Here is a 7172-nt window from a genome sequence, read left to right as displayed (position 1 = left end):
ATGGCCGACATGATTAACCGCCGCCTTCTATGAGACAGAGCATGACTTTCGATTTCGATCAGGTGTTCGACCGCGTTGCTACCGGCAGCACCAAGTGGAGCCGCTACCCGGCCGATGTGCTGCCGATGTGGGTCGCCGACATGGATTTCGCCGCGCCCCCGGTGATCATCCAGGCCCTGCAAAAGCGTCTGGAACACCCCATGCTTGGCTACAGCGTAGCTCAGGAGGCATTACGCACAGCCATCGTTGCCGATCTGTGGAGCAAATACGCCTGGCGTGTACAACCGCAGGAGCTGGTGTTCCTGCCAGGGATCGAGTCGGGCTTCAACATGGCCTTGAATGCTTTGGTCACGGCCGACCAGAACGTGGTGGTGCAGGTGCCCAACTATCCGCCACTGCGCCAGGCGCCGGGGCACTGGGGGCTGAACAAGGTCGAACTGGAGTTTGTTTCTCAAGCAGACGGCACCTATGCCACGCCGCTGGACGTGTTGCGCGAATCACTGGACGGTGGCGGCGCGCTGCTGCTGAGCAACCCGCACAACCCGCTGGGCAAGGTGTTTGCTCGGGAGGAGTTGCAGGCGGTGGCGGATATCTGCCTGAAGCAAGACGCCTGGATCATCTCTGACGAGATCCACGCCGAGCTGTGTTACGACGGCCGCGTGCACATTCCGACGGCGTCGCTGAGCCCGGAAATTGCCCGGCGCACCATCACCCTGATGTCCGCCAGCAAGGCGTACAACATTGCCGGGCTTAAAACCGCATTCATGATCATTCAGGAGCCGGCGCTGCTGGCGCGGGTCAATCACGCCCGTTGCGGGCTGGTCGACAGCGTAAATCCGTTGGGGCTGGAAGCCACCCGTGTCGCCTATAGCGAGGGTGGCCCGTGGCTGGCCGAGTTACTGCCTTATCTGCAAGGCAACCGCGATTATCTGGTGGACGCCGTGCGCAACCGTTTGCCGGGCGTGACCATGAACATCCCCCAAGGCACTTACCTGGCGTGGCTCGATTGCACAGCGCTGGGGCTGGACGATCCGCAGCAGTTCTTCCTGGAACAGGCCAGGGTCGGACTGAGTGCGGGGCTGGATTTTGGTGATCGGAACCAGCAGTTCGTGCGGCTGAACTTCGGCTGCCCGCGAGCGTTGCTTGAGGAAGGCCTGAAGCGGATGGAAAACAGTTTGCGCAAACGTTGAATGCAAAAAGATCGCAGCCTGTCGAAGGCTGCGATCTTTTAATCGGCGCGTTGAAAAGCCGTTACAAGGATATGCTAAAAAGTTATATAAACACTGATTGGATCCAACCCTTTATTTTTAAAGCGTATTTGTTAAATCAATAACGCTCTACCTGAGAAATATTCGGAAATATTTAGATTGACCGCCAAAACAGCCTGTCTATAATCAGCGACCTCTCAGCTGGACGGCATTGGTTTCTATGGATAGAAAAGTTGTCACGTCAAATATGCTATTGCTCGCGGCCGCCATTATCTGGGGTTGCGCATTTGTTCCGCAAAAGATAGGCATGAGTTCCATTGGGCCATTCTGGTTTACCGGATTGCGCTTCGCGCTGGGCACTTTACTGATCATTCCACTGCTGCGATTCGAAAAAATCGACCGGACACTTTCATGGAAGGACTGGTCGGCCGGCATCGTCATCGGTTTGATATTGTTTGGTGGCATCAACCTTCAACAGATAGCACTTAAATATGCGTCGGTGGCCAATACCGGATTCATTACCGGGTTGTACGTCGCACTTGTCCCCATCGTTTGCAGCTTTTTAGGACATCGTTACTCCAGCGGTGTCTGGATGGGTGTATCGATGGCCACGGCGGGTTTGTACTTGCTGAGTGTCCATGGCAACTTCGAGATCAATCCCGGCGATTTGTTGACATTGGCCAGTGCATTTTTCTGGGCCTTCCAACTCATCGCATTATCAACGTTCGGGCACCGACTTCCCTCCATCAGGCTGGCCATTGTCCAGTCCGGAACTTGCGCAGTATTGTCGCTGGCCATCGCCATTGTGGCCGAGCCGATATCACTGAACATGATTTATCAGGCGGGCATACCGCTGCTTTATGGAAGTGTCTTGTCGGTTGCTATCGGGTTTACGCTGCAGATACTTGCACAACGGCATATCAAAGCCGCTCACAGTGCAATCATCCTGAGCATCGAGTCGGTATTTGCCGCTTTTGCCGGATGGCTGATTCTGGGTGAGTCCCTCGGCTCCAAGGAGATCATCGGTTGTGCGTTGATATTGATCGGCACGATTCTGTCTCAGCTGTCACCGGAAAAACAACGTAAAGAAAAACGGAATCTGGCCCAGGAAGCGGCCTGATTCAGGGCTGCTGTTTCCTGAGTCCGGCCCCTGGCATTGTGCAATTCAACCAAGGAGAGGGTAGTGAGCGTGACAGAAAAAGTGCAGCTTTCGGACGACGAACGCGAGGCATTGACCGCTGATCCAGAGCGCCAGGATGAGGCCCACACCAAAGGCGCCTACGATTATTTGTCTGATAACACCCTGGCTGCGCGGTACTCGGTTATCTCCGGCCTGATCGAGCAGTACGACTGCGACAGTGTGCTCGATATCGGATGTTACGTCGGTGGACTCAGAGGCGCGATCAATCGCAACAGAGGCTACCACGGCATCGATATCTCCGCGCATGCGATCAAGGATGCCGTCGCCAGATATGGCGACTATGAGCGAACTCGCTTCAGTGTTGGTGATATCCGCAGTGAGGCGGTGAAGTTGGCGCAATACCCCTGCGTGGTGTGGGCGGGCATCGGTTTTGGTTATTCCGATAAAGACAGCAAGTCGTTTGCCGACCTGTTTCAGAAGGCCTGGGAGTTGTGCAGCGATGATGGCTTGTTGATTTTTGAATGCATTGAAGACTATGCCTGGGTGCAATCTCACATTGAAGCCACCAGCCGACTGTTGACCGCCTTTCACGTGACCTACTCGCTGGCGTCGGTGCACAACCGCAGAGCGGTGTTCGTGGCGCGCAAAGTACTGAAGTAAATAAAAAAGCCGCTGCAGTGTTCACTGCAGCGGCTTTTTAGTGAGTATTTCCAACAAACCTTATGTGATTGCCAAACGGATCATCTATTTGCAGCACCTGGTTCTTGTTTGAAATCGACCTGGATATCTTGTTGGTCGGCAGTCTGGACTTCAGTTCGACATACAAGTCATCTATCCCGTTGACCGAAACCATGATAGTGGTTCCAGGCTCCGCATCTCCCTCATGTTCCGTTAGATGAAGGACCAACTCGCCGCTGCTGACTTGCAGGTAGGCCGGGTAATTATTCTGCCGATGTTCCCAATCAATCGAAAAACCCAGGCAATCCACATAATATTCACGCGCCAGTTTTTCAGAAGAAATCTTGAAGATTGGAATTGCTTTTGCCAGCTCCATGCTTGCGTTACCGGGTCGGTTGGAAGTGCGCTAAAAATACAGTTCGGTCTTGATGGGGTCAAGGGTCTTACTTGCCAGATCCAACCATCAGACAAACAACAAGGCAGTGATATTTAAAATATAAATCAGCCCGCAATACTGCTGGCGGCTCACTGATTTATGCCCACTGCAAATCCCCTGCTCGCCTACGCCACCACCAAGGGCGCCATCGCCAACTTCACCGGCGGGCTGGCGCAGATGCTCGGGCCGAAGAACATCCGCGTGAACAGCGTGGCGCCGGGGCCGATCTGGACGCCGTTGATTGTCTCGACGATGACCGAGGAAGAAATCTGCAACTTCGGCGCAGAGACCCCACTGGGCCGTCCGGGTCAGCCGGTGGAGGTGGCACCGATCTATGTGTTGCTGGCCTCGGATGAAGCCAGTTACATCACCGGCCAGCGCTATGGGGTGACGGCCGGCAAGCCGATTCTTTAAATTGAACCCGCCAGCGATTCCAGAACTCAATCGTTATATAGGCCCCCCAGTGGGAGGCCTTCGGATATCTGGAGGTCGTCATGTCCGCGCCCATCGTCAAGCTGTTCACCCAACCCAATTTCGCCTGGACCGACATTCGCCGGGAAGAGGAAGCGCACCCCCGCCACTACCTGGCGCATTTGCTGCTGCTGGCGTTGATTCCATCGGTTTGCCTGTTCATTGGCACCACGTATGTCGGCTGGAGCCTGGCCGCCAATGAAACGGTCAAGCTCAGCAGCGCCAGCGCCCTGCAACTCTGTGTGCTGCTGTATATCGCCACCCTTGTTGGCGTGGCCGTGATAGGGCTGTTCATTCGCTGGATGTCGCGCACCTTCGATGCCCGTCCTACGGTCAATCAATGCATCGGCTTTGCCGCCTACACCGTCACGCCGTTTTTCATCGCCGGTATCGCCGGGCTGTATCCAAGCCGCTGGCTGGCGATCATCGCGTTGGGCGCAGCCTCGGTGTACTCGACTTTCCTGCTGTTTGTCGGCCTGCCGACCTTCATGCATGAACGCAAGGAACAAGGCTTGCTGTATGCCGCCAGTGTCTGGGGCGTCGGCCTGTTGGTGCTGGTGACTATCCTGGTGTCGATGATCCTGCTGTGGTTCAACGTGCTGACGCCTGAATACCTGCGCGCGACGGTTGGTTGAGTCGCCGCATGCAAGCACCCGGCGAGTACCGCGCATGAGCTTCATTCTATGGACGGCGGTGCTGGGCGCCGTGTTGCTGACCCTGGCTCTGACGTCCTCCTACCTGCGATGGATGCCGGTGACCACCTCGGCGGTGTGTCTGATACTGGGCGTCGGTATCGGGCCGGCAGGGCTCGGGTTGTTGAAACTTGACATCGACAACGCATCCCGATGGATGGAGCACCTGACTGAAGTCGCGGTGCTGTTCTCTCTGTTCGTCAGTGGCCTGAAATTGCGCCTGCCACTCAAGGATAAAAACTGGCGCATCGCCTTTGGCCTGGCCGTGCCGGTCATGGTGTTGACCATCGCCGCTGTCTGCCTGCTGCTGCATTACGTTTTTCAGTTGTCGTGGGGCGTGTCGATGCTGATCGGCTCGATCCTGGCCCCTACCGATCCGGTGCTGGCGGCACTGGTACAAGTCAACGACGCCCGAGACGACGACGCCGTGCGCTTCGGCCTGTCCGGGGAAGCCGGGCTCAACGATGGCATTGCCTTTCCTTTCGTCATCCTCGGCCTGTTGCTGCTGCAGCATGACGGCGACTCAGGCTGGCTTGGCGACTGGGCGCTGCAAAGTCTGTTGTGGGCGGTGCCGGCCGGGTTGCTCACCGGTTACTGGATGGGCCGGGGCATTGGCCGGCTGACCCTGACCTTGCGCATCAGGAATGACGACAGCACCGTTTCCCCCAACGATTACCTGGCCCTGGCATTGATCGCGCTGGCGTATGTCGCCGCGGAATCGATCCACGGTTTCGGCTTTCTCTCGGTGTTCGCCGCAGGCTTGGGGTTGCGTCAAGTGGAAGTCAAATCCACCGGCACCGAGCAACTGCCCGCCGAGCATCTGGTGCAACCGGTGGTGGGTCATCAGAACGTCGAGCCGAAACTGGCCTTGCATGGCGACATCGACAAGCTGGAAGACACCCAGGTGGCGGCGGGCATCATGATGGGTGACATGCTTGCCTTTGGTGGTCTGGTGGAGCGCGCCATGGAGGTTTTTCTGGTGACGTTGCTGGGCGTGGTGCTGGTGGCGCACTGGGACTGGCGCGCCTTGCCCATCGGCCTGGCGCTGTTTTGCCTGATCCGGCCTCTGAGCGTGGTGGCAATGCCGTGGGGGCGATTGCTCGACTGGCGGCAACGGCTATTGATCGGCTGGTTCGGCATTCGCGGAATCGGCAGTCTTTATTACCTGTTCTATGCCTTGAACCACGGGCTGGGGCATTCAGTGGCGAACTTGTGCGCCGACCTGACGCTGTCCATCGTCGCCCTGAGCATCCTGCTCCACGGTCTCAGCACCCAACCAACGCTGACTGCGTACGAGCGGTACAAGAAACGGTTTATTTGATTTTTTTCGCCGATAGAGAGTGACCAACCTATCGATTTTTCACCTGCGAATTTTTGAAATCCCTCAGCGGTCTGGCAGTCACAACCATAACCCCCCTTGCAGTCCCGTCAGGTCGGGTTTCTCCCACGGCCATGAGCCCACACATTGGGACCTCCGGAAAATAAGGTACAGGTCATGAAATACTGCTCCCCCTCTGAACAAGCCAATGCCTGCCGGGCATTTGCCCTTGAACGGAACAACCATCTGTTCGAAGAAGCCCAGGCCCTGAACCTCGCTGCCTACGAGATGCTCGAAGGCAAACAGCTGGATGCGCAAGTGTTTGATCACTATCAGGCGATGCGCCGTAAAGCCGATGTGAAATTCGAGGAAGCAATCGAGCATTTGCGCTTGCTCAACGAGGACTTCGCACCGATGCCGATGTCGGCGAACAACTCGCAGGCACTGCGCGAACGTCTGCGCGCCGGGGCCTGATTCCCTGAACACCCTGTGGGAGCGAGCCTGCTCGCGAAAGCGCTCTACCCGTCAACAATGATGTTGAATGTGCAGTCGTCTTCGCGAGCAGGTTCGCTCCCACATTCTTTGCATTTATGTCACCGGCAACGCGCCGGCCTCGATGCTTTGCGTCAGTGCAAAGCGACAGGATCAGCCGCCCGGATTACTCACCTGGATGTAAAAAGAATAGCCGCCCAGCAACACCCAGAACGTGGCGAAGATCCAAGGCGTGCGCACCGAGAACAGCAACGATTTGCGATAGCCCTTGTGGCTCGATTCGGTTTCGCAAAACAGGGGAGAATCGTCGTAGGCCAGGCCCATCAACGGCTCGCTGTGCAACAACTGGCTCTGCTTGAAATGCCAGTGATCGATGATGTCGTAGGCGGCGCGGATGCCGGGCCAGGCATTGAGTGAACTGAGCAGCCCCAACAGTGCCAGGAACGGCGGCACGACGATGGTGAACAGCTTGCCCCACTCCGGATTGAGATTGGACATGCACGAGGCAAAGGCAATCACCAGAAACGATTGCGCCGCCAGATAGGCGTCGGTGCGGTTGGCGAGGATGCTGGTTTCGTACTGGATCTCACGGCGATAGAAGTCCAGGCGTTCCTTGGGTGAGCCGAACATCTTGGCGTTGTGTTCGGTCAGGGTTTCGTCAGCGGTTGGCTCGGTCAGTATTCTGGGCACGGGTCTGCACGCGATGGTCTGGAAAGTGTTTAGAAGTCATCGACGA

The 7172-nt window shown here is 56.8% G+C and carries 8 protein-coding genes and 1 pseudogene; 7 read left to right on the top strand and 2 right to left on the bottom strand.

The window, feature by feature from the left end:
• Positions 1–41 precede the first annotated feature (41 nt).
• The 3 genes from POF45_RS01600 (at position 42) to POF45_RS01590 (ending at position 3009) form a co-directional block, all read left to right on the top strand.
• Entirely contained in the window at positions 42–1190 is a 1149-nt protein-coding gene (locus tag POF45_RS01600) for a MalY/PatB family protein (protein ID WP_282314856.1), read from the top strand.
• A gap of 238 nt (positions 1191–1428) precedes the next feature.
• Positions 1429–2328, top strand: a complete 900-nt coding sequence (locus POF45_RS01595; protein WP_259494165.1) for a DMT family transporter — start codon at positions 1429–1431, stop codon at positions 2326–2328.
• A gap of 63 nt (positions 2329–2391) precedes the next feature.
• Entirely contained in the window at positions 2392–3009 is a 618-nt protein-coding gene (locus tag POF45_RS01590) for a class I SAM-dependent methyltransferase (protein ID WP_259494166.1), read from the top strand.
• Positions 3010–3046: 37 nt separating this feature from the next.
• On the opposite strand, the gene POF45_RS01585 is transcribed toward POF45_RS01590, so the two are convergent.
• The gene (locus POF45_RS01585) at positions 3047–3403 is read right to left on the bottom strand and encodes a glyoxalase superfamily protein (protein WP_259494167.1); all 357 of its coding nucleotides are present in this window, start codon (positions 3401–3403) and stop codon (positions 3047–3049) included.
• Positions 3404–3580: 177 nt separating this feature from the next.
• Here POF45_RS01585 and POF45_RS01580 point away from each other — a divergent pair.
• From POF45_RS01580 to POF45_RS01565, 4 genes and pseudogenes are all read left to right on the top strand, one after another.
• A pseudogene (locus tag POF45_RS01580) lies at positions 3581–3877 on the top strand (SDR family oxidoreductase); the annotation flags it as partial.
• Between the two features lie 80 nt (positions 3878–3957).
• Positions 3958–4569 (top strand): Yip1 family protein, encoded by a 612-nt coding sequence (locus POF45_RS01575; RefSeq protein ID WP_282314855.1) that lies wholly within the window; start codon positions 3958–3960, stop codon positions 4567–4569.
• Positions 4570–4603: 34 nt separating this feature from the next.
• Complete coding sequence (locus POF45_RS01570; protein WP_282314854.1) at positions 4604–5947, top strand: cation:proton antiporter; 1344 nt, start codon at positions 4604–4606, stop codon at positions 5945–5947.
• Between the two features lie 174 nt (positions 5948–6121).
• Positions 6122–6418, top strand: coding sequence for a hypothetical protein (locus tag POF45_RS01565; protein ID WP_259494173.1), 297 nt, complete (start codon positions 6122–6124; stop codon positions 6416–6418).
• Between the two features lie 171 nt (positions 6419–6589).
• On the opposite strand, the gene POF45_RS01560 is transcribed toward POF45_RS01565, so the two are convergent.
• A complete protein-coding gene (locus POF45_RS01560) occupies positions 6590–7126 on the bottom strand; it encodes a hypothetical protein (protein WP_259494175.1) in 537 nt (178 codons plus the stop codon).
• Positions 7127–7172 lie beyond the last annotated feature (46 nt).

This window comes from Pseudomonas fungipugnans, from assembly GCF_029955235.1.
Lineage (GTDB): Bacteria > Pseudomonadota > Gammaproteobacteria > Pseudomonadales > Pseudomonadaceae > Aquipseudomonas > Aquipseudomonas fungipugnans.
The sequence above is the reverse complement of the archived record's forward strand: the minus strand, read 5'-3'. Positions and strand labels throughout refer to the sequence as shown.

What these genes read in the sequence shown, in the direction of transcription:
- POF45_RS01600 (WP_282314856.1), top strand. Translation starts at nt 42, where the DNA reads ATGACTTTCGATTTCGATCAGGTGTTCGACCGCGTTGCTACCGGCAGC.
- POF45_RS01595 (WP_259494165.1), top strand. Translation starts at nt 1,429, where the DNA reads ATGGATAGAAAAGTTGTCACGTCAAATATGCTATTGCTCGCGGCCGCC.
- POF45_RS01585 (WP_259494167.1), bottom strand. Translation starts at nt 3,403, where the DNA reads ATGGAGCTGGCAAAAGCAATTCCAATCTTCAAGATTTCTTCTGAAAAA.
- POF45_RS01575 (WP_282314855.1), top strand. Translation starts at nt 3,958, where the DNA reads ATGTCCGCGCCCATCGTCAAGCTGTTCACCCAACCCAATTTCGCCTGG.
- POF45_RS01570 (WP_282314854.1), top strand. Translation starts at nt 4,604, where the DNA reads ATGAGCTTCATTCTATGGACGGCGGTGCTGGGCGCCGTGTTGCTGACC.
- POF45_RS01565 (WP_259494173.1), top strand. Translation starts at nt 6,122, where the DNA reads ATGAAATACTGCTCCCCCTCTGAACAAGCCAATGCCTGCCGGGCATTT.